This is a genomic window from Rhizobium sp. BK538, assembly GCF_014197575.1.
Lineage (GTDB): Bacteria > Pseudomonadota > Alphaproteobacteria > Rhizobiales > Rhizobiaceae > Rhizobium.
This window is the reverse complement of record NZ_JACIFT010000021.1, coordinates 90,014-114,225: the sequence shown is the minus strand read 5'-3', so window position 1 is coordinate 114,225 and position 24,212 is coordinate 90,014. Positions and strand designations below refer to the sequence as shown.

At 58.7% G+C, this 24,212-nt stretch carries 23 protein-coding genes and 3 pseudogenes; 13 read left to right on the top strand and 13 right to left on the bottom strand.

The genetic code is table 11. The features are described from left to right. Positions 1-195: 195 nt before the first annotated feature. Together FHX09_RS23430 and FHX09_RS23425 are read left to right on the top strand one after the other, a co-directional pair. Positions 196-403 (top strand): annotated as a pseudogene (locus FHX09_RS23430) (helix-turn-helix domain-containing protein); the annotation flags it as partial. Between the two features lie 81 nt (positions 404-484). Next, positions 485-913, top strand: a complete 429-nt coding sequence (locus tag FHX09_RS23425) for a DUF4864 domain-containing protein (protein WP_007793537.1) — start codon at positions 485-487, stop codon at positions 911-913. 57 nt (positions 914-970) lie between these two features. Here the strand turns inward: FHX09_RS23425 and FHX09_RS23420 are convergent, their stop codons facing one another. Beyond that, complete coding sequence (locus tag FHX09_RS23420; RefSeq protein ID WP_348649194.1) at positions 971-1,402, bottom strand: rhodanese-like domain-containing protein; 432 nt, start codon at positions 1,400-1,402, stop codon at positions 971-973. 101 nt (positions 1,403-1,503) lie between these two features. Further along, positions 1,504-1,809 carry a metalloregulator ArsR/SmtB family transcription factor gene (locus tag FHX09_RS23415; RefSeq protein ID WP_007793543.1) on the bottom strand — a complete coding sequence of 102 codons (306 nt, stop codon included), beginning with the start codon at positions 1,807-1,809 and terminating at the stop codon, positions 1,504-1,506. Between the two features lie 78 nt (positions 1,810-1,887). Between FHX09_RS23415 and FHX09_RS23410 the strand changes: the two genes are divergently transcribed. Next, positions 1,888-2,232 (top strand): carboxymuconolactone decarboxylase family protein, encoded by a 345-nt coding sequence (locus tag FHX09_RS23410; RefSeq protein ID WP_132591064.1) that lies wholly within the window; start codon positions 1,888-1,890, stop codon positions 2,230-2,232. Between the two features lie 6 nt (positions 2,233-2,238). Here FHX09_RS23410 and tgt read toward each other — a convergent pair whose 3' ends face one another. The 5 genes from tgt to coaD form a co-directional block, all read right to left on the bottom strand. Further along, positions 2,239-3,369 (bottom strand): tRNA guanosine(34) transglycosylase Tgt, encoded by a 1,131-nt coding sequence (gene tgt, locus FHX09_RS23405; RefSeq protein ID WP_132591066.1) that lies wholly within the window; start codon positions 3,367-3,369, stop codon positions 2,239-2,241. Next, positions 3,370-4,452, bottom strand: coding sequence for a tRNA preQ1(34) S-adenosylmethionine ribosyltransferase-isomerase QueA (queA, locus tag FHX09_RS23400; protein WP_132591068.1), 1,083 nt, complete (start codon positions 4,450-4,452; stop codon positions 3,370-3,372). Between the two features lie 71 nt (positions 4,453-4,523). Continuing rightward, positions 4,524-5,033 carry a peptidylprolyl isomerase gene (locus tag FHX09_RS23395; protein ID WP_132591070.1) on the bottom strand — a complete coding sequence of 170 codons (510 nt, stop codon included), beginning with the start codon at positions 5,031-5,033 and terminating at the stop codon, positions 4,524-4,526. 26 nt (positions 5,034-5,059) lie between these two features. Further along, entirely contained in the window at positions 5,060-5,629 is a 570-nt protein-coding gene (locus tag FHX09_RS23390) for a peptidylprolyl isomerase (protein ID WP_007793556.1), read from the bottom strand. Between the two features lie 29 nt (positions 5,630-5,658). Then, on the bottom strand, positions 5,659-6,153 hold the full coding sequence (gene coaD, locus FHX09_RS23385; RefSeq protein ID WP_007793558.1) for a pantetheine-phosphate adenylyltransferase: 495 nt from the start codon (positions 6,151-6,153) through the stop codon (positions 5,659-5,661). 175 nt (positions 6,154-6,328) lie between these two features. Here coaD and FHX09_RS23380 point away from each other — a divergent pair, with 175 nt between their 5' ends. Continuing rightward, positions 6,329-6,502 carry a hypothetical protein gene (locus FHX09_RS23380; RefSeq protein WP_246699501.1) on the top strand — a complete coding sequence of 58 codons (174 nt, stop codon included), beginning with the start codon at positions 6,329-6,331 and terminating at the stop codon, positions 6,500-6,502. A gap of 138 nt (positions 6,503-6,640) precedes the next feature. After that, positions 6,641-6,796, top strand: a complete 156-nt coding sequence (locus tag FHX09_RS23375; protein WP_184450730.1) for a hypothetical protein — start codon at positions 6,641-6,643, stop codon at positions 6,794-6,796. A gap of 296 nt (positions 6,797-7,092) precedes the next feature. On the opposite strand, the pseudogene FHX09_RS23370 reads toward FHX09_RS23375, so the two are convergent. After that, positions 7,093-7,597 (bottom strand): annotated as a pseudogene (locus FHX09_RS23370) (GNAT family N-acetyltransferase). Positions 7,598-7,708: 111 nt separating this feature from the next. After that, positions 7,709-10,492 carry a DNA gyrase subunit A gene (gene gyrA, locus FHX09_RS23365; protein WP_132591076.1) on the bottom strand — a complete coding sequence of 928 codons (2,784 nt, stop codon included), beginning with the start codon at positions 10,490-10,492 and terminating at the stop codon, positions 7,709-7,711. A gap of 225 nt (positions 10,493-10,717) precedes the next feature. Between gyrA and FHX09_RS23360 the strand changes: the two genes are divergently transcribed. After that, a complete protein-coding gene (locus FHX09_RS23360) occupies positions 10,718-11,359 on the top strand; it encodes a MarC family protein (protein WP_007793571.1) in 642 nt (213 codons plus the stop codon). Positions 11,360-11,418: 59 nt separating this feature from the next. On the opposite strand, the gene FHX09_RS23355 is transcribed toward FHX09_RS23360, so the two are convergent. Both FHX09_RS23355 and FHX09_RS23350 read right to left on the bottom strand, forming a co-directional pair. Beyond that, positions 11,419-11,790: a hypothetical protein gene (locus tag FHX09_RS23355; protein ID WP_183721829.1), complete on the bottom strand. Its 372-nt coding sequence runs from the start codon at positions 11,788-11,790 to the stop codon at positions 11,419-11,421. Positions 11,791-12,213: 423 nt separating this feature from the next. Then, on the bottom strand, positions 12,214-12,735 hold the full coding sequence (locus tag FHX09_RS23350; RefSeq protein ID WP_007793578.1) for a single-stranded DNA-binding protein: 522 nt from the start codon (positions 12,733-12,735) through the stop codon (positions 12,214-12,216). A 249-nt stretch (positions 12,736-12,984) separates the two neighbouring features. Here FHX09_RS23350 and uvrA point away from each other — a divergent pair, with 249 nt between their 5' ends. From uvrA to FHX09_RS23335, 3 genes and pseudogenes are all read left to right on the top strand, one after another. After that, positions 12,985-15,909, top strand: a complete 2,925-nt coding sequence (gene uvrA / locus FHX09_RS23345) for an excinuclease ABC subunit UvrA (protein ID WP_132591080.1) — start codon at positions 12,985-12,987, stop codon at positions 15,907-15,909. Next, positions 15,906-16,368 (top strand): annotated as a pseudogene (locus FHX09_RS23340) (GNAT family N-acetyltransferase). The gene uvrA and the pseudogene FHX09_RS23340 overlap by 4 nt, the downstream one beginning before the upstream one ends. A gap of 15 nt (positions 16,369-16,383) precedes the next feature. After that, positions 16,384-17,190, top strand: coding sequence for a DUF72 domain-containing protein (locus tag FHX09_RS23335; RefSeq protein ID WP_007793587.1), 807 nt, complete (start codon positions 16,384-16,386; stop codon positions 17,188-17,190). An 8-nt stretch (positions 17,191-17,198) separates the two neighbouring features. Here the strand turns inward: FHX09_RS23335 and FHX09_RS23330 are convergent, their stop codons facing one another. Next, positions 17,199-18,674: an NAD(P)H-hydrate dehydratase gene (locus FHX09_RS23330; protein ID WP_183721826.1), complete on the bottom strand. Its 1,476-nt coding sequence runs from the start codon at positions 18,672-18,674 to the stop codon at positions 17,199-17,201. Positions 18,675-19,016: 342 nt separating this feature from the next. On the opposite strand from FHX09_RS23330, the gene FHX09_RS23325 reads away from it, so the two are divergent. The 3 genes from FHX09_RS23325 to hspQ all read left to right on the top strand — a co-directional run bounded on the left by FHX09_RS23325 (position 19,017) and on the right by hspQ (position 21,302). Further along, positions 19,017-19,355: a P-II family nitrogen regulator gene (locus FHX09_RS23325; RefSeq protein ID WP_003539626.1), complete on the top strand. Its 339-nt coding sequence runs from the start codon at positions 19,017-19,019 to the stop codon at positions 19,353-19,355. Positions 19,356-19,407: 52 nt separating this feature from the next. Then, entirely contained in the window at positions 19,408-20,817 is a 1,410-nt protein-coding gene (gene glnA / locus FHX09_RS23320) for a type I glutamate--ammonia ligase (protein WP_007793591.1), read from the top strand. A gap of 155 nt (positions 20,818-20,972) precedes the next feature. Then, complete coding sequence (gene hspQ, locus FHX09_RS23315) at positions 20,973-21,302, top strand: heat shock protein HspQ (RefSeq protein ID WP_007793594.1); 330 nt, start codon at positions 20,973-20,975, stop codon at positions 21,300-21,302. A 113-nt stretch (positions 21,303-21,415) separates the two neighbouring features. On the opposite strand, the gene FHX09_RS23310 is transcribed toward hspQ, so the two are convergent. Then, the gene (locus FHX09_RS23310; RefSeq protein ID WP_007793597.1) at positions 21,416-22,075 is read right to left on the bottom strand and encodes an invasion associated locus B family protein; all 660 of its coding nucleotides are present in this window, start codon (positions 22,073-22,075) and stop codon (positions 21,416-21,418) included. A 268-nt stretch (positions 22,076-22,343) separates the two neighbouring features. On the opposite strand from FHX09_RS23310, the gene FHX09_RS23305 reads away from it, so the two are divergent. Then, positions 22,344-24,149 (top strand): extracellular solute-binding protein, encoded by a 1,806-nt coding sequence (locus FHX09_RS23305; RefSeq protein WP_132591084.1) that lies wholly within the window; start codon positions 22,344-22,346, stop codon positions 24,147-24,149. Positions 24,150-24,212 lie beyond the last annotated feature (63 nt).

The window sequence follows — 24,212 nt, the reverse complement described above, 5'->3', positions numbered from 1 at the left end:
GACATGTCGGCATTTCTAACTGGCTGAAGACGTGCCCAAAGTGACACTTTAACTTTGCACAGAAACGGACATTCCAACCTTGCTGCCACACATGGTGTAGCGGGGTACATTCTATTTCCAAGTGCGACATGCTTATTAAAACAATGGCTTCGCCTTGGAGATATATGCATGTCGCTTTGATATTCGCAGCTCACCTTGCCTGATCGCAGACGTCTTTTTCACGTGAGAACGCAAGGTTTCCGTCTCGGAGATTGCCCGCCAGCTCGGCCGTCATCGCTCGACGATCTATCGCGAGCTTAAACGCAATGCGTTCCACGATCACGAGTTTCCGGAATACAGCGGCTATTACAGCGGTATCGCCAACGACATGAGCAAGGCGCGTCGACGACGGCTGCGCAAGCTCATCGTACGCGCCCACTGATCTGTGCCCTTTCTTTGTGCGTGGACTGCCCTACAATTCCCTAGGACAGCCGGAGCCGTTGCCATGCGCGCCTTTCTCGCAGTTTTCATTCTGTGTGCCGCGTCTTTTGTTTTGCTTGCGACCACCCGCGCCGAAGATCCGATCGACACGACGCGCACGATGATCGAGGCGCAGATCAAAGCGTTCCTGAACGAGGATGTTGATACCGCCTATTCCTTTGCTGCGCCCGGGATCAAGGCGATCTATCCTGACAAGAACGTCTTCTTCGCCATGGTCAAGAAAAGCTACGAGCCGGTCTACCACCCGGGAAACTATGCCTTCGGACGCAGCCGCTCGATCGATAATGGCGCCATGATCTATCACGAAGTGCTGATATCAGGCCGTGACGGCAAGGATTGGACAGCCGTCTATCAGGTGGCGCGTCAGTCTGACGGAAGCTACAAGATCAATGGTGTGCAGATCGTACCAAATACGGAAAGCAAAGGCATCTAGAGTAATGCCGGGAAAGCGCGTCGCGATTTTCCGTCTGGAATTGCGTAAAGCAAGAGATCAGGCCGCCGACCGGTTCCATGGCATGCGGTTGAGCAGGATCGCCATGCCGCACCAGCCGGATATGCCGGCGAAGGCAAGCGCCGCGCCGAACAATCCGGCGACGACGAAGCCGGCCGGGGTGAGGAAAAAGCCGGCAAGGACCGACAGCAGCACGAGGAACCCGACGGCGATCTGCACTTGACGGAAGATCGTCAGGCGCGGAGCAGTGACGCCAACCACCGGTAGGCCTTCCGCCTTCCAGGCAGCGATGCCACTCTCGAGATTAAAGACCTGATACCGGCTTCCCCCCTCGGCTGCCAATCGCTCGCAGGCCTGCTGACCGCGGCCGCCCTTCAGGCACTGGAATACGACCTTGCATCCGGCCGGGACGGAAAGGACCCGGGTCAGGTTTCTGACCTCGGACAGAGGCAGGGAAAGGGCCGAGGCAATATGCTCGCTGCGGAACTCCTCAGGCTCGCGGACGTCGATTAGAACCGCCTCGCTTCCCTCGCGTTGCGAGGCGCCACCGTCTTCATTTCCTGCTTCATGATCTAATCCTTCCTGCAGAAGCGGTTGTAGAGAACTTCCATGATCTCCAGTGCCGCCGGATCGCTGATAAAATAATAGAGCGTGCGGTGGTCACGCCGGAAATCGACGAGACCTTCCTTCTTCAGTTTCGCGAGGTGCTGGGACATCGAGGTCTGGCCGATGCCGGTTTCCCCGACCAGCGCACCGACGCTCTTTTCGCCGGCGGCGAGCAGGCAGAGGATCAGCAGCCTGTGTGGGCTCGCAAGCCCGCTCAGGAACTCCGCGGCCCCCTCGGCATTGCCTTTCATCTCCATCATGAAGTCCGTCATCGGCACCTCTTTACATTTCATTTTTTATTGATATCACATTTTTACGAAATAAAAAGCGCAAGAATATGGATCGAAGCGATGAGCAAGGATTACAAGCAGATCACCCGCGACATCTCCACTTATACCGGCGAACTCAGAAAATTGGCGCCGGAGGCGATGCAGGGATTCTACGCATTGGCCAAGGGAGCGAGCGCCGACGGGGCCCTCGACAAGAAGACGAAGGAACTGATCGCGCTGGCGATCGGTGTCACCCAGCGCTGCGACGGCTGCATCGGCTTTCACGCCAAGGCGCTGAAGGAGCTCGGCGCGACCCGTGAGGAGGTCGCCGAGGTCATGGCGATGAGCGTTTATATGGGCGGTGGCCCGGCGCTGATGTATGCCGCCGACGCGCTGCGCGCCTACGACCAGTTTGCCACGGCGTAAGGCTGCTCAGACCGGATCGATATCGCCCCTCGCCCATTCCTCCATGGTCTCGGCCATGAAATCGGCGAAGCGTCCCTCGGCGATCGCCTTGCGGATGCCCTGCATGAGTTCCTGATAATAGGCGAGATTATGCCAGGAGAGCAGCATGCCGCCGAGCGCCTCATTGGCGCGCACGAGGTGATGCAGATAGGCGCGTGAGTAGTCGCGCGAGGCCGGGCAGTTCGACTGTTCGTCGAGCGGGCGCATGTCCTCGGCATGACGGGCATTGCGGATATTGACCTTGCCTCGGCGGGTGAAGGCAAGCCCGTGCCGGCCGGAGCGGGTCGGCATCACGCAGTCGAACATGTCGATGCCGCGCGCGACCGATTTCAGGATATCGTCAGGCGTGCCGACGCCCATGAGGTAGCGCGGCTTCTCCGTGGGGAGGACCGGCAGCGTTTCTTCGAGCATCTTCAGCATGACGCCCTGCGGTTCGCCCACAGCAAGACCGCCGACCGCATAGCCCTTGAGAGCGAGATCGGTCAGCGCTGCCGCCGACCGGATACGCAGCGAGGGTACATCCCCGCCCTGCACGATGCCGAACATTGCCTTGCCCGGCTGATTGCCGAAGGCGACCTTGCATCGTTCGGCCCAGCGTAGCGACAGCTCCATTGCACGCTCGATTTCGCGCGGTTCCGCCGGCAGCGCCACGCATTCGTCGAGCTGCATCTGAATGTCTGAATCAAGCAGTCCCTGGATCTCGATCGAGCGCTCCGGCGACATGTGATGCAGGCTGCCGTCGACGTGCGACTTGAAGGTCACGCCTTGCTCGTCGAGCTTGCGCAGGCCCGAGAGGGACATCACCTGGAACCCACCGGAATCGGTGAGGAGCGGATGCTCCCAGCGGATCAGCTTGTGCAGGCCGCCGAGGCGGGCAACGCGTTCGGCCGTCGGGCGCAGCATGAGATGATAGGTGTTACCGAGAATGATGTCGGCGCCCGTTTCGCGAACCTGATCGAGATACATCGCCTTGACGGTGCCGACGGTCCCGACGGGCATGAAGGCCGGCGTGCGGATTGTACCGCGCGGCATCGAGACTTCGCCCAGGCGAGCACCGGCGTCGGTCTTCTTGAGGGTGAACTGAAAGTTCTCGGTCATTTAGTCTTTCCGGAAAAGAAGGCTGGAATCGCCATATGAATAGAAGCGGTAGCCCGTCGAAATCGCGTGCTGGTAGGCTGCTTGCATCGTCTCGAAACCCGCAAAGGCCGAAACGAGCATGAATAGCGTCGAGCGAGGCAAGTGGAAGTTCGTCATCAGCATGTCAACCGCCTTGAAGCGGTAGCCTGGCGTGATGAAGATGCCCGTGGCGCCCGCCCAGGCACGGATCTCGCCGTTCTCCTGTGCAGCACTTTCGATCAGCCGCAGCGATGTTGTGCCGACGCAGACGATGCGCCCGCCCCTCGCCTTGACGGCGTTGAGGCTCGCCGCCGTCTTGGCGCTGACATAGCCGCTTTCGAGGTGCATCTTGTGATCGGCAGTATCGTCCGCCTTCACGGGCAGGAAGGTACCGGCACCGACATGCAGCGTCACGAAATGCCGCTCAACACCCGCCTTGTCGATGGCTTCGAAAAGCGCAGGCGTGAAGTGAAGCCCGGCGGTCGGAGCGGCGACGGCGCCCTCCTCGCGGGCATAGATCGTTTGATAGTCGGCGCGGTCGCGCTCATCCTCGGCGCGTTTGGCGGCGATGTAGGGTGGCAGCGGAATATGCCCGACTGAATGGATGGCCTCGTCGAGCATCGGTCCGGAAAGATCGAAGGCAAGCGTGACTTCGCCCCCCTCGCCCTTTTCCTCGACAGTGCATTCAAGCTTGCCGAGCAGGCAGCTGTTTCCGTCATGGCCGAAGGAAATGCGATCGCGGATCTTGATGCGCTTGCCGGGCTTGGCAAAGGCCTTCCAACGGCTGGCGCCGATGCGCATATGCAGCGTCGCCGAAACCTGCTGACCGCCGGTGCCTTCGCGGTGACGGATGCCCTCGAGCTGCGCTGGGATCACCTTGGTGTCGTTGAAGACGAGCGCATCCCCTGCCCTCAGGAAATCTGGCAGATCGCCGACCCGATGGTCGGATAGCTGTACCTCGCCGGCCGGATCGACGACAAGCAGGCGCGCGCTGTCGCGCGGCTCGGCAGGCCGCAGGGCAATCCGTTCATCCGGCAGGTCGAAATCAAAGAGGTCTACGCGCATCACTCAAATCCGGGCAAAGCGAAACCCGCCCCACGCTTTCGCGCAAGGGCGGGTTTCAGCAGAAATCACAATCAGACGTCGGCAGCAACCCGCATCGAGACGATCGAGTCCGGATCGACAACAGGCTCGCCCTTCTTGATCTTGTCGACGTTGTCCATGCCTTCGATGACCTGGCCCCAGACGGAGTACTGCTTGTTCAGCCACGGAGCGTCCGTGAAGCAGATGAAGAACTGCGAGTTTGCGGAGTTCGGGTTCTGCGAACGGGCCATCGAGCACGTTCCGCGAACATGGCTGACAGCCGAGAATTCCGCCTTGAGGTCGGGCTTTTCCGAACCGCCCATGCCGGCGCGGCTGGGGTTGAAGCTTTCGCCGCCCTTCTTGCCGAACTTCACGTCGCCGGTCTGCGCCATGAAGTCGTTGATGACGCGATGGAAGACAACGCCGTCATAGGCCTTCTCGCGAGCGAGCTCCTTGACGCGGGCGACGTGTTCGGGCGCCACTTCCGGCAGCAGCTGGATGACAACGTTGCCCTTGGTGGTTTCCAGGATGATGGTGTTTTCGGGATCCTTGATCTCGGCCATTCTTCTTCTCCTACTTGTCTTGAAACTTACTTCTTGCCGACGGTGACCTTGATCATCCGGTCGGGGTTGCTGACTTCGCCATTCTGGCCTTCGCCACGCTTGATCTTGTCGACATTCTCCATACCGGAGACGACCTTGCCGACGACCGTGTATTGGCCGTTGAGGAAAGAACCGTCAGCAAACATGATGAAGAACTGCGAGTTTGCCGAGTTCGGATCCTGCGAACGGGCCATGCCGACCGTACCGCGAACGAAAGGCGTCTTCGAGAATTCGGCCGGCAGGTCAGGCATATCGGACCCGCCGGTGCCGGCGAGGCTTGCGTCGAAGCCCTTTTCCATGTTGCCAAACTTCACGTCGCCGGTCTGAGCCATGAAGCCTTCGATGACGCGATGGAAGGCAACATTGTCATACGCGCCCTTCTTGGCAAGTGCCTCGATCTGGGCAACATGCTTCGGCGCGACGTCGGGCATAAGCTGGATCACGACAGGGCCGTCCTTCAGCTGGATCGTCAGCGTATCGCCGGACTGCGCGAATGCGTCGCCGGCGAACGAGGCAAGATAAAGCACGCCTGCAAATGCGAGATAGAAGAGTTTCATGTTAGCTCCGTTGCGGCGAAAAATGTCGCCTAGGATTTGCGCTTGGATTGAAGTGCTTTCAAGACGGCAGCCGGCACAAAGGCGCTGACATCGCCTCCCATGGCCGCGATTTGCCGGACCAATGTGGCAGTTATGGGCCGGGAGGCCGTTCCAGCCGGCAGGAAGATGGTCTGGATATCAGGCGCCATCTGCCGGTTCATGCCGGCCATCTGCATTTCATAGTCGAGATCTGTGCCGTCCCGCAGGCCGCGGATGAGCAGTGTCGCTCCGTGAAACCGCGCCGCGTCGACGACGAGATTGTCAAAGGCAACGACGGAGATATCGCCCACCTTTTCAGGCAGCGCTTCCGCAAGCGACCGGCGGATCAGATCTGCCTTCTCGTCAAAGGAAAAGAGCGGCGTCTTGCCCGGATGTATGCCGATCGCAACGATAACCTTGGATGCAACGCTCAGCGCCTGGATAAGCACATCCAGATGTCCGTTGGTGATCGGATCGAAGGACCCCGGATAAAAAGCTTTCGTCATTGGCCTAGCCGTTTGTTTCGACGCCTTTTGTCATGGATGAAGGCTGCCCGCAAGTCATTGCCGATCACTGAACAGCTGATGAACGCGGCATTCAAGGCGGCTTCAGGTGAGCTCACTATAACGAAGAGCGTCAACCCCGATGTCATTCCGGCATCGGTCCCTCCCGGAAACGCTCATGCTGATCATCCTCGTTGTTTTCGCTGTCATCGTCTCGCTGCTTGCCGAAGTTTTCTACGGCTACGTGCAAGATCTTCAGGATGCAGGTTGGGTTCGGCCAAGCGTGCGGGAACACTACACAATCGTGCGTGCGACTGGAAACGTGGCGTTTAAACCGATTAAAGATTTCTGAACGTCAGATGAACGAGGCATTCAAAGTCGCTTCAGATCGGCCTTGGTAAACGACCGGTCAATACCCCTGGAACCATTTTCGCACGCATGCGTTCACTCAACCGAAGCGTAACGCGATACGCCGCACAAGGAAGAAAATATGCCCAACAAGATTACCATGATTAATGCTGTCTGGATGGTAATGATGACCGGTATGCTTGCAGCGACAGTCGCGCTCTACGATCACAAAGTGGATGCGTCCAAGGTGTATGGTCCCTATGCGTCGGCACGCGCGACGATAGCAAGCCAGTACTAAGGAACGTGAACGCAAAACCCAGGAGGATTGCTCATGTTCACGATATTGACTGTGCTTACTGCTCTTATCAGTATCATGTTTGTCGTGTCCGTGGCTTCCACCATTTCAGCCCTTCGCCATGAAAGCAAAGAGGTAAAGAAGGTTGATGGAAAGCACAGCTGGTTCTAACCGCTGTCGCCATTCTGGGATCGAAAATTTCAGCCACTGAAGGCCGGATGAATTGAGTTCGTCCGGCCTTTTTCCTGCCCAAGGATGGTGCCAGCGATCCCTGTTCGACGATGTTTACGCGAGACTTTCTAATCTTCGATGCGCCGCACCATTATGACGTCGTCGATCTCTCTGTTGTCATGCATAAAAACCGCCGGGAATACGCCCGGTCTCATGGAAGCCTTCGCGTTCATAAAACCGTATGGCAGCCATATTCTCAGCGCTGACCGCGAGCTGCAGCTGTCGGATACCGTTCCCTCGCGCATAGCCCACCGTCGCATCCAGAAGTGACTTGGCGCAGCCGCCACCCCTTTCACAACGACGCACATAGACCATTATCAACGTTGCGCGGTGCGCCATTTTACTGGCACGTTGTCGGCTTAGACCCATAATGCCAACAGGATCATCATGCCTGAAGGCCACGAATACCGGCCCGTCGATCAGCCGTTTGCGCCATTCTTCATCTGTGAGCGCCTCCCAGTCCTCGGCGCTGCTGGCAAAGGCAGCGGGCTCGAGCCGCAGCGCTTCCAGGCGAATACGCTGGAAAATGGCAACGTCATCAATACCGAGGATTCGGATCAATCTGCTCTCCATTCGACTCCAGCGCTACTATTCGAGATGGTTGAGGCAGCGCCTCTTGGTTTCCGACAAAAAGAAAACCGGGCAGCGGAACTGCCCGGTTTTCAAGCTCAGAATAGCAACACATCAAGCTTCCGTGTCAGGTGCGCTTTCCGGGGTCGGGGCAATGTCGTCACCAATCTCGGCAACGTCTTCTGCCTCTTCCTCAGGCTCGCTGATGCGCTCCACCGATACGACCTTCTCATCCTTGGCAGTTGAGAAGATGGTGACGCCCTTCGTTGCGCGGCTCGCGACGCGGATGCCGCCCACGGGAACACGGATCAGCTGGCCGCCGTCCGATACCAGCATGATCTGGTCGCCGTCGTTGACCGGGAAGGCAGCCACAAGCTCGCCGATCTCGGCCGTCTTGGACGTGTCGGTGGCGCGAATGCCCTTGCCGCCGCGGCCGGAAATCCGGAAGTCGTAGGAAGAGGAGCGCTTGCCGAAGCCCTTTTCGGAAACCGTCAGCACGTATTGCTCGCGTGCCTTCAGTTCCTCGTAGCGATCGTCGCTCAATTGACCTTCCTCGGTCACCTCCTCGCCGACCAGCGAGATTTCCTCAGCGTCACCCGTCGTCAGGCGCCGCTCGCTTGCGGCTCGCTTCAGATAGGCTGCGCGCTCCCAGGGTTCGGCATCCACGTGTCCGACAATCGTCATCGAGATGATGCGGTCGCCATCGCCGAGGTTGATGCCGCGAACGCCGATCGAGTTGCGGCCAGCGAAGACGCGGACATCATCAACGGGGAAGCGGATGCACTGGCCGAGTGCGGTCGTCAGAAGCACATCGTCATGCTCGGTGCAGGTCTCGACGGAGAGGATTTCGTCGCCCTCTTCCTCGAGCTTCATCGCGATCTTGCCATTGCGGTTGACCTGGACGAAGTCGGAAAGCTTGTTGCGGCGAACAGTCCCGCGTGTCGTCGAGAACATGACGTCGAGCTTGTCCCAGCTCTCCTCGTCCTCCGGCAACGGCAGGATCGTCGTGATGCGTTCGCCAGGCTCCAGCGGCAGCATGTTGATGAGCGCCTTACCACGTGCGGTCGGCGTGCCGATCGGCAGGCGATAGACCTTCTCCTTGTAGACGATACCGCGTGAGGAGAAAAACAGAACCGGCGTATGTGTGTTGAGAACGAATAGCTGGCTAACAAAATCCTCGTCGCGCGTGGTCATGCCGGAACGGCCCTTGCCGCCACGGCGCTGGGCACGATAGGTCGTCAGCGGCACGCGCTTGATGTAGCCGAGATGCGAGACGGTCACGACCATGTCTTCGCGGGCGATGAGATCCTCATCATCCATCTCAAGGCCGCCGTCCATGATCTCGGTGCGACGCGGCGTGCCGAATTCGTCGCGAACGGCTGCGAGCTCGTCCTTAACGATCGTCTGGATGCGGATTCGCGACGACAGAATTTCCAGGTAATCCTTGATCTCTTCGCCGATCTTGTTGAGTTCATCGCCGATTTCGTCGCGGCCGAGAGCCGTCAGACGGGCCAAACGCAGCTCGAGGATGGCGCGCGCCTGCTCTTCCGAGAGGTTATACGTCAGGTCCTCGTTGATGCGGTGCCGCGGGTCATCGATCAGGCGGATCAGGCTTTCGACATCGGATGCCGGCCAGCGGCGTGTCATCAGCTCTTCGCGGGCAGACTGCGGATCCGGCGCCTGCCGGATCACGCGGATCACTTCGTCGATGTTGGCAACGGCAATCGCCAGACCCACCAAGACGTGGGCTCGTTCGCGGGCCTTGCGCAGTAGAAATTTCGTTCTCCGGCTAACAACTTCCTCGCGGAACGAGACGAAGGCACGGAGCATGTCAAGCAGCGTCAGCTGTTCCGGCTTGCCGCCGTTCAGCGCCACAATGTTGCAGCCGAAGGAGGTCTGCAGCGGTGTATAGCGGTAGAGCTGGTTCAGGATGACGTCCGCATTGGCATCGCGCTTCAGTTCGACGACGACGCGATAGCCCTGGCGGTCAGATTCATCGCGCAGGTCGGAGATGCCTTCGATACGCTTGTCGCGCACCAGTTCGGCCATCTTCTCGATCATCGTCGACTTGTTCACCTGATAGGGGATCTCGGTGATGATGATCTGTTCGCGATCGCCGCGCATCGGCTCGATGGCGGCGACACCGCGCATGATCACCGAACCGCGGCCTGTCTCGTAGGCCGAGCGAATGCCGGCACGACCGAGGATCTTGGCGCCGGTCGGGAAGTCAGGACCCGGAATGATCTGCATGATCTCGGGCAGTTCGATCGCCGGATTGTCGATCAACGCGATGCAGCCGTCGATGACTTCGGAAAGATTGTGCGGCGGGATGTTGGTCGCCATGCCGACGGCAATGCCACCTGCTCCGTTGACCAACAGGTTCGGGAACTTGGCGGGAACGACGACAGGCTCGGAGAGCGTGCCGTCATAGTTGTCACGGAAGTCGACCGTTTCCTTGTCGAGATCGTCGAGCAACGAATGCGCGGCCTTCTGCAGGCGGCACTCGGTGTAGCGTTCGGCCGCCGGCGGATCGCCGTCGACAGAGCCGAAGTTGCCCTGGCCGTCGATCAGCGGCAGTCGAAGCGACCAGTCCTGCGCCATACGCGCCAGCGCGTCGTAGATCGCCGCGTTGCCGTGCGGATGGTATTTACCCATCACATCCCCGGTAACACGGGCGCATTTTACGTATTTCTTGTTCCAATCGATGCCGAGTTCGGACATGCCGTAGAGGATGCGCCGGTGCACGGGCTTCAGGCCGTCGCGCACATCAGGCAGGGCGCGGCTCACGATAACGCTCATCGCGTAGTCGAGGTACGACCGCTGCATTTCCTCCATGATGGAGATGGGCTCGATGCCTGGCGGGAGCTTCCCGCCGCCGGGGGGTGTTTGCTCAGTCAAAACGGATCACGATCTCTTCTAGAATCACTTGAAGATTTATAGCGGAAAGGCTGTTCCTGCGCCAATTTTGGCAAGGGTTTTGAACAGTCTTTTGCGGTCTTATGAGGGCAATTTTGGCCTCAACGGCAACAATTTACGCCATCCAGAGAGCGCCATTTGCCAAATTGATTTCTCAGCATCACAATTGCCCAAAACCAAGCGTTCATATGGGCTCATGGAGAGACAATGGCAAGCGCCGACCAACTGATCAACGCTTTCACGACGCTGCTTGTCACGATCGATCCGCCCGGCCTTGCGCCGATCTTTCTCGGGCTCACCACCGGCATGAGCCGCAGTCAGCGAAAGCAGGTGGCGATGCGCGGCACGATCATCGCCTTTGTCATTCTTGCCGTCTTCGCCCTGTTCGGGGCCAGTGTGCTGGGCGTGCTCGGCATCTCGATCGGAGCCTTCCGTATCGCCGGTGGTCTCCTCTTGTTCTGGATCGCTTTTGAAATGGTGTTCGAGAAGCGGCAGGACCGTAAGGAGAAGACCAGCACGCAGGCGATCACCGTCGATCACATCCACAATATTTCGGTCTTTCCGTTGGCGCTTCCCCTGATCGCCGGTCCTGGCGCCATTTCGGCAACGATTCTGATTGCTGGGTCGATGCAGGGTTCACTCGAGCGTGCGCAATTGATCATCGTCATTGCATCAAGTTTGCTGCTGCTGTTTCTGGCGCTGCTGATTGCCGACCGGCTCGATCGCTTCCTCGGCGTTACGGGGCGCGCAATTCTGACCCGCCTTCTCGGCGTCATCCTGGCTGCGCTTGCCACGCAGTTCGTGGTCGATGGCTTGAAGTCAACGCTGGGGACGATGCCGGCTGGCTAGATTGAGCTAGGGTTTCTCTTGCGGCAAATGCGAGTGCAGCGTCCCTTCGTACCTGCGTTCTATGCTTGCAGCAACCGCGTTTGCGCTTCCAAGATCGTTCCTCGGGGCGCCGCGGCGTTCTCAAATATCTGGTAGAGGAAGAGCTTTATTGCCTCGGCTTCCCGGACGACAACTGGCTCTAGAGCCGGATCGCTGGCTGTCCATGCCCGCATGGTTGCAATTGATCTGCCGACAGCACCGGATCTGCGCATCGCGGACGAGCTGAACAACTTGCTTTCAACGATATACCAGACGAAGATCCGGATCGCGATCGACCTCATATGCGTCTCTTGCGCCCGGATCGATTTGAATTCGGCCCAGAGCCTCCGCAAATGATCTTCACTTAGGCGGTCGAGATCCAAACCGAGTTCCAATAAATCCTCGCTGACCATTCGCCGTGCTGCGCTGGTCGTGAGCAACCCAAATTGGGAACCTATTTCTCTCATGACACGAAATATCGTGCTAGCCCGTCAATTTGGAAACCCTGCCGCACCTATCCTTTCGGAGAGGGAGACACTGCTACTTTGATTAGAATCTCTTACAATGCCTACGGTTTGTTAGCCAATTCGGCTAAGGCGCAGAAAATGGATCACTTTGTTGCAGCAGCGAGACGCCACGTTGCGCGCGGACATTGCGTTCGTGCCCGCCTATTACACCGTCAGACAGCAATGACAATTTCTGCGAGCGGAGGCGCATCTGGGCCTCTTAAGGCTGACGCGGCGGAAAGACCTGTGCGCCCCCGGCTCTGAGATCAAACAAAGACGGCGCACTTTGCAGCGCGCCGTCGAGCTGATGTCACCAAAGTTGCGCTGCGATCAGAACGGGATATCGTCATCGAGATCGCGCGAGAAGTTTCCACCGCTACCGCCGCTGCTGCGACCAGTCGATTGCGAGGGCGCACCGTAGTCATCGCCGCCGCCGAAATCACCGCCGGCATTGCTGCCACGACCACCGCCAAAGCCGGAGCTTGCGCCCCCGCCCTCGCCGCGACCGTCGAGCATCGTCAGCGTCGAGTTAAAGCCCTGCAGAACGACTTCCGTCGAATAGCGGTCCTGGCCGTTTTGATCCTGCCACTTGCGGGTCTGCAGCGCGCCCTCGATGTAGAGCTTAGCACCCTTCTTCACATACTGCTCGACGACCTTGCAGAGGCCCTCATTGAAGACCACGACCGTATGCCATTCCGTCTTCTCGCGGCGTTCGCCGGAGTTGCGGTCACGCCAGGTCTCGGACGTTGCGATGCGAAGGTTGGCGATCGGCCGGCCATCCTGGGTCCGCCGGATTTCGGGGTCGGCGCCCACGTTTCCGATCAGAATTACCTTGTTTACGCTGCCAGCCATACTTTCACCTTACCTGCCGCCCTGCCCGGCGGCGCTTGAAACAATCGGTGCACCTTAAACCATAGAGCACCGGCGATGGGCGTCCATCACCAGTTCATCCACAAGGAATTTTGTTCTTTATTTGTTCTAATTTATCCCTATGATCCTGTCAACCGAATCGAAAACCTTGCAGGGGACGGACATTCAGCCTCGACTCGCCAGCCGGCATCACTAAATAAGGGGCTTGTTCCAGCACAGAAGCAGAAGACGATGAGCGAACTGAAGACGATTTCCATCCGCGGCGCGCGTGAGCACAATTTGAAGGGCATCGATCTCGATCTGCCGCGAAACAGGCTTATCGTCATGACCGGCCTTTCGGGGTCCGGAAAATCGTCGCTTGCCTTTGACACGATCTATGCCGAAGGGCAGCGGCGCTATGTCGAAAGCCTTTCGGCCTATGCGCGCCAGTTCCTTGAAATGATGCAGAAGCCCGACGTCGATCAGATCGACGGCTTGTCGCCAGCGATTTCGATCGAGCAGAAGACGACCTCGCGCAATCCACGCTCGACGGTCGGCACGGTGACCGAAATCTACGACTATATGCGTCTGCTCTTTGCCCGCGTCGGTGTGCCTTATTCGCCTGCGACCGGGCTGCCGATCGAGAGTCAGACGGTCAGCCAGATGGTCGATCGCGTGCTGGAGTTCGGAGAAGGCACGCGTCTTTACATTCTCGCGCCGCTCGTGCGCGGGCGTAAGGGCGAATACAAGAAAGAACTCGCGGACCTGATGAAGAAGGGCTTCCAGCGCGTCAAGGTCGACGGTCAGTTCTACGAGATCGCGGACGTGCCGGCTCTCGACAAGAAGTACAAGCATGACATCGACGTCGTGGTCGACCGCATTGTCGTGCGACCGGATATGGCTTCGCGACTTGCCGACAGCTTCGAGACTTCGCTGAAGCTTGCCGACGGCTTGGCTGTCGCGGAATTCGCCGACAAGCCGCTGCCGCCGGAAGAAACCGCCGCCGGCGGCTCTGCCAACAAGTCGCTCAACGAAACGCATGAACGCGTTCTCTTTTCGGAAAAGTTCGCCTGCCCGGTGTCGGGCTTCACCATTCCTGAGATCGAGCCGCGGCTTTTTTCGTTCAACAATCCAGCCGGTGCCTGCCCGACCTGCGACGGCCTTGGCGCCCAGCAGAAGATCGACGCCAACCTGATCGTGCCCGAACCCGAGCGCACGCTGCGCGACGGCGCCATTGCGCCATGGGCGAAGTCGACCTCGCCCTATTACAATCAGACGCTCGAAGCCCTCGGCAAGCATTACGGCTTCAAGCTCGGCGCCCGTTGGAACGATCTGTCCGATAAGGCCAAGGACGTCATCTTGAATGGCACCGACGAGAAGATCGAATTCCATTATGCCGATGGTGCACGGTCCTATACCACGCACAAGAACTTCGAAGGCATCATCACTAATCTCGAGCGTCGCTGGAAAGAGACGGATTCCGCCTGGGCGCGCGAGGAAATCGAGCGCTTCATGTCGGCCGCGCCCTGCCCGTCTTGCGGCGGTTTCCGCCTGAAGCCCGAGGCGCTTGCCGTCAAGATCAATACGCTGCATATCGGCCAGGTGACCGATATGTCGATCCGCGTCGCCCGTGACTGGTTCGAGGTCCTGCCGCAGTCGCTGAGCGCCAAGCAGAACGAGATCGCGGTCCGGATACTCAAGGAGATCCGCGACCGCCTGCGCTTCCTCAATGACGTCGGCCTGGATTACCTAAGCCTGTCGCGAAACTCCGGCACCCTGTCGGGCGGTGAAAGTCAGCGTATCCGGTTGGCGTCACAGATTGGTTCCGGCCTGACCGGTGTATTGTATGTCCTCGACGAACCTTCGATCGGCCTGCATCAGCGCGATAACGCCCGGTTGCTCGATACGCTGAAGCACCTTCGCGATATCGGCAATACCGTGATCGTGGTCGAGCATGACGAGGACGCGATCTTGACCGCCGACGACGTCGTCGACATCGGTCCGGCGGCCGGCATCCATGGTGGCCAGGTGATTGCCCACGGCACACCGCAGGAGATCATGGCAAACCCGAAGTCGCTGACCGGGAAATATCTGTCCGGCGAACTGGGCGTTCCGGTTCCCGACGAGCGACGCAAGCCCAAGAAGGGCAAGGAGATCAAGGTCGTCGGTGCCCGCGGCAACAATCTGAAGAATGTCACCGCCTCCATCCCGCTCGGGGTGTTTACGGCGGTCACCGGCGTATCCGGGGGCGGAAAGTCGACGTTCCTGATCGAGACGCTGTATAAATCGGCTGCGCGTCGCGTCATGGGCGCCCGCGAAATTCCGGCCGATCATGATCGCATCGACGGTTTCGAGCATATCGACAAGGTTATCGATATCGATCAGTCGCCGATCGGCCGCACGCCGCGCTCCAACCCGGCGACCTATACGGGCGCGTTCACCCCGATCCGCGACTGGTTTGCCGGCCTTCCGGAAGCGAAGGCGCGAGGCTATCAGCCCGGGCGTTTCTCGTTCAACGTCAAGGGCGGTCGATGCGAAGCCTGCCAGGGTGACGGCGTCATCAAGATCGAGATGCATTTCCTGCCTGACGTCTACGTCACCTGCGATGTCTGCCACGGCAAGCGCTACAACAGGGAGACGCTTGACGTTACGTTCAAGCACAAGTCGATTGCTGACGTGCTCGATATGACGGTAGAAGAAGGTGTCGATTTCTTCGCCGCCGTCCCCGCCGTGCGGGACAAGCTGCAAGCGTTGAAGGATGTCGGCCTCGGTTACATCAAGGTCGGACAGCAAGCGAACACGCTGTCGGGTGGCGAGGCGCAGCGCGTCAAGCTGGCAAAGGAGCTGTCGAAGAGGTCGACAGGCCGCACGCTCTATATCCTGGACGAACCGACGACCGGTCTTCATTTCCACGACGTCGCCAAGCTTTTGGAAATGCTGCAGGAGCTGGTCAATCAGGGCAATTCGGTCGTCGTTATCGAGCACAATCTCGAGGTCATCAAGACCGCGGACTGGATTCTTGATTTCGGTCCGGAAGGCGGTGATGGCGGCGGCGAGATCGTTGCCGTCGGCACGCCGGAAGCGATCGTCAAGGAGGAGCGATCCTATACCGGACACTTTCTGAAGGAGTTGCTTGAGCGGCGCCCTGCTCGAAAAGCTGTAGTGGCAGCCGAGTGATGCTGAGAGCGGCGTCGCTCGATGATCTGCAGGCGGTCGGAGCGCTGACCGCCGAAGCCTATGCTCCGTACACGCGTCTCCTCGGGCGTCCACCGATCCCGGTCAGCGAGAATTACGGACCGCGCATTGGTCGCGGTGAGGTCTGGTTGCGGGAAGTGCAGGGCGAGCTTGCAGGGTTAGCCGTCGTCGAGCGGCACCCAGAGCATATGATGCTCTTCAGCATTGCCGTCGCCCCGAGATTCCAGGGTGCCGGCCACGGTGTTGCCATTCTGCGATGGGCGGAAGAGACGGCGCGGGAATGGGGCTTCCGGAATTCGTCTCTACACAAATGCGCGCATGGAACGGAATATTGCGATCTACCGCGCGTTTGGCTTTCAGGAAACGGGTCGCCGGGAGCATCCGCATTGGCCAGGATGGGTGATCGTCGATATGGCAAAGCAAGTCAGCGTACAGATGTAATCAGAGGAGGAAGAAATGACGAAATCCGGCAATATTCGCGTCGGCATCGGCGGCTGGACCTTCGAGGCATGGCGGGATCATTTCTACCCCGGGGACCTGAAGCAGAAAGACGAACTGCATTATGCAAGCCGCAAGCTGAAAGTCATTGAGATCAACGGCACCTACTACAGCTCGCAGAAGCCGGAGACCTTCGCCAAGTGGGCCGCGGATGTACCTGACGAGTTCATATTTTCGCTTAAGGCCAGTCGCTTTGTCACCAATCGCCGCGTGCTGACGGAAGCCGGCGAGTCGATGGAGCGCTTTCTGACCCAGGGTCTAACTGAGCTCGGCCCTCACCTGGGGCCAATCCTCTGGCAGTTCGCGCCGACGAAGAAGTTCGATCCGGAGGACTTTGAAGGCTTTCTGAAGTTGCTGCCTAGCAAGCAGGATGGCTTGTCTCTGAAGCATGTCGTCGAGGTGCGTCACGACTCGTTCAAGGTGCCGGAATTCGTTGCGCTGCTTGCGAAGTATGGAGTCGCGCCTGTTTGCGCCGAGCATTTCGATTACCCGATGATCGCGGATGTGACGGCTGACTTCGTTTATGCCCGCCTCCAGAAGGGCTCGGACGACATCAGGACATGCTATTCGTCAAGCGATCTAAAGGCCTGGGCCAAGCGCCTCGAGACATGGGCGGAGGGCAAGTTTCCAGACGATCTGCCGCTGATCGATGGCAGCCGCAAGGTCGCGGCGCAGCCGCGGGACGTTTTCGCCTTCATGATCCACGAAGGCAAGGTCAATGCGCCGTTCGGGGCTATGGCCCTACAGGAAGCGACGGCACAATAGCGCCGTTTCTAGAGTGGAAGAACATGCGTTGCCAGTTCTTCCGCGGTCAGCCCTTTGCCGGCCCGCACGCCAGCCTCTCCGTGCATGTAGACTCCGGCAGCCGCCGCTTCGAAAGCGGGAAAGCCTTGGGCCATCAGTGCTCCGATGATCCCGGCAAGGACGTCCCCGGAGCCGGCTGTCGCGAGCCAAACCGGGGCGTTCACGTTGATATAAGCTCTACCGTCAGGCGATGCGATGACGGTATCGGAGCCTTTGTAGACGATTGCGGCGTTCGCTCGCGCCGCTGCAGCCTGCGCCTTTTCGACCTTCCCCATGGCCGCATCGGCGGCGATATCGGGAAACAGTCGGCCGAACTCGCCTTCGTGTGGCGTAAGCACCAGCCGCGGCTTGCCGTAGAACCTTGAAAACAGCTCGTCCGGGGCATCCTTGAACGAAGAAAGCCCGTCGGCGTCAAGCACCAGATGCCGCTTGGAAAGCGCTGCCACGAACCGGCGTGCCTTGTCACCGACGCCAAAACCGGGGCCAAGAACGAATGTCTGTAGCCGTTCGTCGCGGAGCCAATCGCGGAGCGCCGCCTCATCGTCGATCGCATGCAGCATGATCGCCGTAAGGTGCGCCGCATTGGCGCCCAATGCGCCTTCTGGCGCGGCGATTGTCACAAGCCCTGCGCCGGCCTTCAACCCCGCCATCGCCGACATCCGCGCAGCGCCGGTCCTGCTCGCTTCACCGGAGAAGACGACAAGGTGGCCACGCTTGTATTTGTGTGTTTCCAGTCCGCTCGATGGCAGCAGATGTCGCCATCGTTCTGGCCTGTTCTCGGCGATCTGTTGCTTCTTCTCAGCGCGGACGATGCGGGCGGGTATGCCGATATCGAAGACCTCCAGTTCGCCGCAGAGCTCTCGCCCCGGCATCAAGAGATGACCGGGTTTCCGCGTCATGAAGGTCGCAGTCCGAGCCGCCACAAAGGCCGCTCCTCGGATGGCTCCGGTGCGACCGTCGACGCCGGATGGCAAGTCGACGGCAATCACCGGCACCCGCGCCTCCTTCACCCGTCCAATCACTTCGAAGACGTTCTCCGGAACATCGCGGGCAAGGCCGGCCCCGAACAGGGCATCGATAACCACATCGCCGTTGCGCGGCTGATACGTCTCAAGCGGCTGTGCGCGGGTCGGCGCCAGACTGTCCCTCGCGCGGGCGGCATCTCCCTTGAGCCTTTCCGGTTTGCCCAATTGGAATACGTCGACAGCGACACCGCTCTCAGCCAGCCGACGAGCTGCAACATAGCCGTCGCCCCCGTTATTGCCAGGTCCACAAAGCACGGCCGCGCGAAGGGCCGTCGGAAAATCGCGCAGCAAAATCGCTGCTACGGCGGCCCCCGCCCGTTCCATAAGGGAATAGCTGTTGATACCGGACGCGGCTGCCGCCGCGTCAACAGCTGTCATGTCTTCCGGGGTAAGGAGCAACAAGGAGATTCTTTCGGTCATCACCGCATTCAAACAGAAATCGCCTAAATAACAACCGGTCGACTGATCTCTGCGCAGATCAAAAAATATGCAATTGCACAAACGAAAGGCTGGCTCAGTACTTTGTCGGGAATTATTAGTGTGGGCAAATATTCCAGAAATTGGCCAGGATTTGCCTTCAGTGCGTCGATTTTCGAAAGTTTCTATCCAAAAAAACGCGAAAACCGCTGATGTTGCGCACTTTTTCGCACGGTTGGCGGTGTTTTTCGAAAAATCGGCTTCCCAACTGGCACGATAACTGCATCATGACGCAAAGTAGGCTTGAGCCTGCTTTTAACGGGAGAAGCGGAGAGTCATTTTCTCATGAAAAAGATCGAAGCGATCATTAAGCCCTTCAAGCTCGACGAAGTGAAGGAAGCCCTTCAGGAAGTTGGCCTGCAGGGTATTACAGTTACGGAAGCGAAGGGCTTCGGTCGCCAGAAGGGCCATACGGAACTCTACCGTGGCGCGGAATATGTGGTCGATTTCCTACCGAAGGTGAAAGTGGAAGTCGTTCTCGCGGACGAAAACGCGGAAGCCGTCATCGACGCGATCCGCAAGGCCGCCCAAACCGGCCGCATTGGCGACGGCAAGATTTTCGTGTCCAATGTCGAGGAGGTTATCCGCATCCGTACCGGCGAAACCGGTATCGACGCTATCTAACTTTTATCGCCTTCCGGCGAACCATCGTCATCTCAAATAAAGGAACTATTTAATGGCGACCGCAAGCGAAATTCTTAAGCAAATCAAGGAAAACGACGTCAAGTTCGTGGACCTGCGCTTCACCGATCCAAAGGGCAAGCTGCAGCATGTGACGATGGACGTCGTCTGTGTCGACGAGGACATGTTCGCTGATGGCGTCATGTTCGACGGCTCCTCGATCGCTGGCTGGAAGGCCATTAACGAATCCGACATGGTGCTGATGCCGGACCCGGAAACGGTTCATATGGACCCGTTCTTCGCGCAGTCCACCATGGTCATTCTTTGCGATATTCTCGACCCGGTTTCTGGCGAAGCCTATAACCGCGATCCGCGCGGCACTGCCAAGAAGGCTGAGGCTTACCTGAAAGCATCCGGCATCGGCGACACTGTCTTCGTTGGTCCGGAAGCAGAATTCTTCGTTTTCGACGACGTTCGCTACAAAGCTGATCCCTACAATACCGGCTTCAAGCTCGACTCCACGGAGCTGCCGTCTAACGACGACACCGAATATGAGACCGGCAACCTTGGTCACCGTCCGCGTGTCAAGGGCGGCTACTTCCCGGTTCCGCCGATCGACAGCTGCCAGGACATGCGTTCGGAAATGCTGACGGTTTTGTCGGAAATGGGCGTCGTCGTCGAAAAGCATCACCATGAAGTGGCGGCTGCCCAGCACGAACTCGGCATCAAGTTCGACACGCTCGTCCGCAATGCCGATAAGATGCAGATCTACAAGTACGTCGTGCACCAGGTCGCCAACGCCTATGGCAAGACGGCGACCTTCATGCCGAAGCCGATCTTCGGCGACAACGGATCGGGCATGCACGTGCATCAGTCGATCTGGAAGGGCGGCAAGCCGACCTTTGCGGGCGACGAATACGCAGGCCTGTCCGAAACCTGCCTCTACTACATCGGGGGCATCATCAAGCACGCCAAGGCAATCAACGCTTTCACCAATCCGTCGACGAACTCCTACAAACGTCTCGTCCCGGGCTACGAAGCACCGGTTCTGCTGGCCTACTCGGCCCGCAATCGTTCTGCTTCGTGCCGCATTCCGTTCGGCACCAACCCGAAGGCAAAGCGCGTCGAAGTGCGCTTCCCGGATCCGATGGCTAACCCCTACCTCGCCTTCGCTGCGATGTTGATGGCCGGCCTCGATGGCATCAAGAACAAGATCCATCCGGGCAAGGCCATGGACAAGGACCTTTACGACCTGCCGCCGAAGGAGCTGAAGAAGATCCCGACGGTCTGCGGCTCGCTGCGCGAAGCGCTGGAAAGTCTCGACAAAGACCGCAAGTTCCTGACGGCCGGTGGTGTTTTCGATGATGACCAGATCGATTCCTTCATCGAGCTGAAGATGGCCGAAGTGATGCGCTTCGAGATGACGCCGCATCCGGTCGAGTACGACATGTACTACTCGGCTTGATCATCAAGAAGCGAAGCCCCGGCTCGCTCGGGGCTTCGTCTGTCGATGTCATGGCTGCCAAGAGGTGGATGTGACACTCATGTGACGAGATCTCGCACAAATCTTGATTTGAGTGAGGCCAATCACCAAATCAGGTGATGAAAGGAAGTCGTACCATGAAAGAAAGAGTAGCTAAGTTTAGTATCGGTGAAGTGGTTCGGCACAAGGTATTTCCGTTTCGCGGCGTGATCTTCGATGTCGATCCGGAATTCGCGAATACGGAAGAATGGTGGAATTCCATTCCCGCCGAGGTGCGCCCCAGCAAGGATCAGCCCTTCTACCATCTGCTAGCCGAGAATGATGAAAACGAATACGTTGCCTACGTATCCGAGCAGAACCTGGTGAACGACGAGAGCGGCGTGCCGCTCCGCAATGAACAGGTCTATCAGATTTTCGATATGGCACCGACGGGGCAGTTCAAACCCAAGATGAACTTCGCCCACTAACGTCCTGTGCTATCTTTCAAAACCCCGCTCAACGCGGGGTTTTTCTTTGCCTGGATCATGCAACAAAAAAACCCGGCCAACGCCGGGTTTTCGTAAGGTCATACGGCTCAGAATTACTGAGCCTTGGCAGCCTTCTGGGCTTCCTCAAGCTTCTTGCGCGCTTCGTCAGCCTTCTTCTGCATGCTGTCCTGCAGGCTCTTCTGGCTTTCGGCGAGCTTGGAAGCGGATACCGCTTCGCCATCGAATGCGCCGGTGAAGCCTTCGAGCGAAATCTTGATCGGATTCGGCGCGCGGCGGAAGTTGATCGAGGTCAGCACTAGATCGGTGCCCTTCTTCAGGCTAGCGACCATGGCGTCGGTCAGCGGGATCTGGGCGACGCAACGGTCAGGCATGCACATCAGGTAATCGATCTTCTGGGCCTTGCCGCCGTCGATCTGCATCGCGACGCCTGGCGGGATCAGACGGGCCGGCGGCACCGAAACCTGAAGGCTCTTGTTGTTAATCTTGCCGGAGACGCTGATGAGGCCGACGCCCGTAACGAGCTGGCCACCGCCTGCGAGAACGACGTTCTGGACGACACAGACGTCGTTGTCTTCTTGCTTGCTGCAGGTCTTGTACCAGCCGAGACGCGGGGCGCCGGCAGCCGTGGCGGGAGCGTCGGCGGAGGCCGCTGCATCCTGCGCGAAGGACGATACGGGAGCTGCTGCAGCACCAAGCATCACTGCCAGAACGGACAGGGCTGCCCGCGTTTTGTTTTCAGCCTTGAACATCATAACGAATTCCGTCTCCTGAAATCCCTTAGGGACGACAACGTGCCATCCTCACCAACAGGGTTGTTCGCACTCCACCTCTTAAAACAATGAGGCAAATGCATGACCCCCCGACTTCGGGTTCCCCTGTTACATTGCGTCGGGTCAGATATCCAGTATTTCTTTGACCTTTTCAGGGTCATCCGAAAGAATTCGGCGCGGATGGTGAATTGCGGTGGCTGCATGATAGTCTTGCGCCGAATCGTGCCGTTCCCCGGAAAGGACCTCAACGATGCTCCGGATCGTTCTTCCTGTCATTTTCACCTTGGTTGGCAGTGCAGCTCTCGCCGAGCCGGTGCATGGCATCGCGATGCACGGCGCGCCGGCCCTGCCCGCCGATTTCAAGCATCTTCCCTACGCCAATCCCGATGTGAAAAAGGGCGGCAAGATCAGTTATGGCGTCGTTGGGACCTTCGACAGCCTCAATCCCTTCATCTTGAAAAGTATGCGCACGACGGCGCGCGGCATGTGGGATCCGGAATACGGGAACCTCGTCTTCGAAACGCTGATGCTTCGCTCGCGTGACGAACCCTTCACGCTCTACGGTCTGCTGGCGCAGTCCGTCGAATGGGATGAGGACCGCACTTACATCCAGTTCAATCTCAATCCGGCCGCCAAGTGGTCGGACGGCCAGCCGGTGACACCGGATGACGTGATTTTCACCTTCAATCTTTTGAAGGAAAAGGGCCGCGTGCCCTTCAGCACGCGACTGAATGCCGTCGACAAGATTGAGAAGGTCGGAGACCACAGTGTTCGCTTTACCTTCAACGACAAGGCCGATCGCGAATTCCCGCTGATTCTGGCCGGCTCGACGCCGATCCTGCCGAAACATGCCATCGATCCGGAGACATTCGATCGTTCGTCGCTCACGCCTCCCGTGGGGTCCGGCCCCTACAAGGTCAAATCACTGAAGCCCGGCGAAAGCATCACCTTCGAGCGCGATCCCAACTACTGGGGCAAGGACATTCCGGCAAAGGTCGGTCTCGACAACTACGATCAGATAACAGTCCAGTATTTTTTGCAGGACACGACCCTCTTTGAGTCCTTCAAGAAAGGCGACATCGACATCTACCCGGACGGCAGTCCCGGCCATTGGGCAAGCGCCTACAACTTCCCTGCTGTTACTTCGGGCAACGTCGTCAAGGACACGTTCGAGCCGAAGCTGCCGAGCGGCATGTTCGGCTTCGTTTTCAACACTCGTCGGCCGGTCTTTGCCAACGCGAAGCTTCGCGAGGGGCTGTCGCTGATCTTCGATTTCGAATGGGCGAACAAGAACCTCTTCTCGAACGCCTATATCCGCACCCAGAGCTTCTGGCAGAACTCCGACCTGTCGAGCTTCGGAGTGCCGGCTGACGAACGCGAGCTGAAGCTTCTCGGGCCGATCAAGGATCGAATCGATCCGGCGATTCTTGACGGTACCTACAAACTTCCCGTGACCGATGGTTCGGGCCGCGATCGCAATGTCCTGAAACAAGCGGCGGCGCTCCTCAAGGAAGCAGGCTACACCATCAAGAATGGCAAGATGAGCGACGCTAACGGCCGTCCGCTTTCTTTCGAGATCATGACGCAGAACACCGACCAGGAGAAGCTGGCGGTGTCCTATCAGCGCTCGCTGCAGCTGCTCGGCATTGCCGCGACGATCCGCACGGTGGACGATTCCCAATATCAGAGCCGTACTAGCAGTTTTGACTATGACGTGATCGTCAAGTCCTACACCTCATCCCTGTCTCCCGGCATCGAACAGCTGGGACGTTGGTCTTCAGCGGCCAAGGAGCGGGACGGCACCGACAACTTCGCCGGAGTTGCCGACCCTGACGTCGATACGCTGATCCAGCATATCCTCACCGCTCGCTCGGCAGAGGACTTTACCGCCGCGGTGCGTTCGCACGATCGCATGCTGTTATCGGGACACTATGTCTTGCCGCTTTATCACGTTGACAAGCAATGGGTGGCGCGCAGCAAGAGGATCGGTCATCCCGACATCGTGCCCCTCTACGGCTACCAGCTGCCAGCCTGGTGGGATCAGAGCGTCCAATAGACGGTTCCCATTTCCTGCCTGGTTGAAGTCTTCGGCCACAAGGCCTAGATGGCGGAAGGTTTC

What these genes read in the sequence shown, in the direction of transcription:
- FHX09_RS23355 (WP_183721829.1), bottom strand. Translation starts at nt 11,790, where the DNA reads ATGGTCAGCGAGGATTTATTGGAACTCGGTTTGGATCTCGACCGCCTA.
- FHX09_RS23330 (WP_183721826.1), bottom strand. Translation starts at nt 18,674, where the DNA reads ATGACCGAAAGAATCTCCTTGTTGCTCCTTACCCCGGAAGACATGACA.
- FHX09_RS23390 (WP_007793556.1), bottom strand. Translation starts at nt 5,629, where the DNA reads ATGAAACTCTTCTATCTCGCATTTGCAGGCGTGCTTTATCTTGCCTCG.
- FHX09_RS23350 (WP_007793578.1), bottom strand. Translation starts at nt 12,735, where the DNA reads ATGGCTGGCAGCGTAAACAAGGTAATTCTGATCGGAAACGTGGGCGCC.
- coaD (WP_007793558.1), bottom strand. Translation starts at nt 6,153, where the DNA reads ATGACGAAAGCTTTTTATCCGGGGTCCTTCGATCCGATCACCAACGGA.
- queA (WP_132591068.1), bottom strand. Translation starts at nt 4,452, where the DNA reads ATGCGCGTAGACCTCTTTGATTTCGACCTGCCGGATGAACGGATTGCC.
- glnA (WP_007793591.1), top strand. Translation starts at nt 19,408, where the DNA reads ATGGCGACCGCAAGCGAAATTCTTAAGCAAATCAAGGAAAACGACGTC.
- FHX09_RS23305 (WP_132591084.1), top strand. Translation starts at nt 22,344, where the DNA reads ATGCTCCGGATCGTTCTTCCTGTCATTTTCACCTTGGTTGGCAGTGCA.
- FHX09_RS23325 (WP_003539626.1), top strand. Translation starts at nt 19,017, where the DNA reads ATGAAAAAGATCGAAGCGATCATTAAGCCCTTCAAGCTCGACGAAGTG.
- FHX09_RS23360 (WP_007793571.1), top strand. Translation starts at nt 10,718, where the DNA reads ATGGCAAGCGCCGACCAACTGATCAACGCTTTCACGACGCTGCTTGTC.
- FHX09_RS23415 (WP_007793543.1), bottom strand. Translation starts at nt 1,809, where the DNA reads ATGACGGACTTCATGATGGAGATGAAAGGCAATGCCGAGGGGGCCGCG.
- FHX09_RS23335 (WP_007793587.1), top strand. Translation starts at nt 16,384, where the DNA reads ATGACGAAATCCGGCAATATTCGCGTCGGCATCGGCGGCTGGACCTTC.
- FHX09_RS23395 (WP_132591070.1), bottom strand. Translation starts at nt 5,033, where the DNA reads ATGGCCGAGATCAAGGATCCCGAAAACACCATCATCCTGGAAACCACC.
- uvrA (WP_132591080.1), top strand. Translation starts at nt 12,985, where the DNA reads ATGAGCGAACTGAAGACGATTTCCATCCGCGGCGCGCGTGAGCACAAT.
- FHX09_RS23375 (WP_184450730.1), top strand. Translation starts at nt 6,641, where the DNA reads ATGCCCAACAAGATTACCATGATTAATGCTGTCTGGATGGTAATGATG.
- FHX09_RS23310 (WP_007793597.1), bottom strand. Translation starts at nt 22,075, where the DNA reads ATGATGTTCAAGGCTGAAAACAAAACGCGGGCAGCCCTGTCCGTTCTG.
- FHX09_RS23380 (WP_246699501.1), top strand. Translation starts at nt 6,329, where the DNA reads ATGCTGATCATCCTCGTTGTTTTCGCTGTCATCGTCTCGCTGCTTGCC.
- FHX09_RS23425 (WP_007793537.1), top strand. Translation starts at nt 485, where the DNA reads ATGCGCGCCTTTCTCGCAGTTTTCATTCTGTGTGCCGCGTCTTTTGTT.
- tgt (WP_132591066.1), bottom strand. Translation starts at nt 3,369, where the DNA reads ATGACCGAGAACTTTCAGTTCACCCTCAAGAAGACCGACGCCGGTGCT.
- FHX09_RS23410 (WP_132591064.1), top strand. Translation starts at nt 1,888, where the DNA reads ATGAGCAAGGATTACAAGCAGATCACCCGCGACATCTCCACTTATACC.
- hspQ (WP_007793594.1), top strand. Translation starts at nt 20,973, where the DNA reads ATGAAAGAAAGAGTAGCTAAGTTTAGTATCGGTGAAGTGGTTCGGCAC.